The organism is Oceanibium sediminis, from assembly GCF_003265325.1.
Classification (GTDB): Bacteria; Pseudomonadota; Alphaproteobacteria; order Rhodobacterales; family Rhodobacteraceae; genus Halovulum; species Halovulum sediminis.
This window is the reverse complement of sequence record NZ_QGNX01000114.1, coordinates 1-273: the sequence shown is the minus strand read 5'-3', so window position 1 is coordinate 273 and position 273 is coordinate 1. Positions and strand designations below refer to the sequence as shown.

Here is a 273-nt window from a genome sequence, read left to right as displayed (position 1 = left end):
CAGGGCGGCGAAGGCGATGGTCCAATAGATGATCCAACGGCTCTCCGCCACCACCCGCTGTACGGTGTCCAGCGCGATGCCGAGCGCCACCACGCCGATTTGTTTTTTCTGATCGTCATACACCGGCACGAACACCCGCAGCGCCGGGGCCAGCGTGCCGCGGTTGATGGCGCTGTTGACGTTGCCTTGCAGCGCGGGCGCCAAATCGTCGCCGATAAAATGCTTGCCGATCAGCCAGGGTTTAGGGTGCGAATAGCGGATGCCCTGCATATC

Annotated in this window: 1 protein-coding gene; it reads right to left on the bottom strand. The window is 62.3% G+C overall.

The window, feature by feature from the left end; all coding sequences use genetic code 11:
- The coding region (locus tag DJ029_RS21585; protein ID WP_370445262.1) for a hypothetical protein at positions 1–273 on the bottom strand (273 nt) is incomplete at both ends.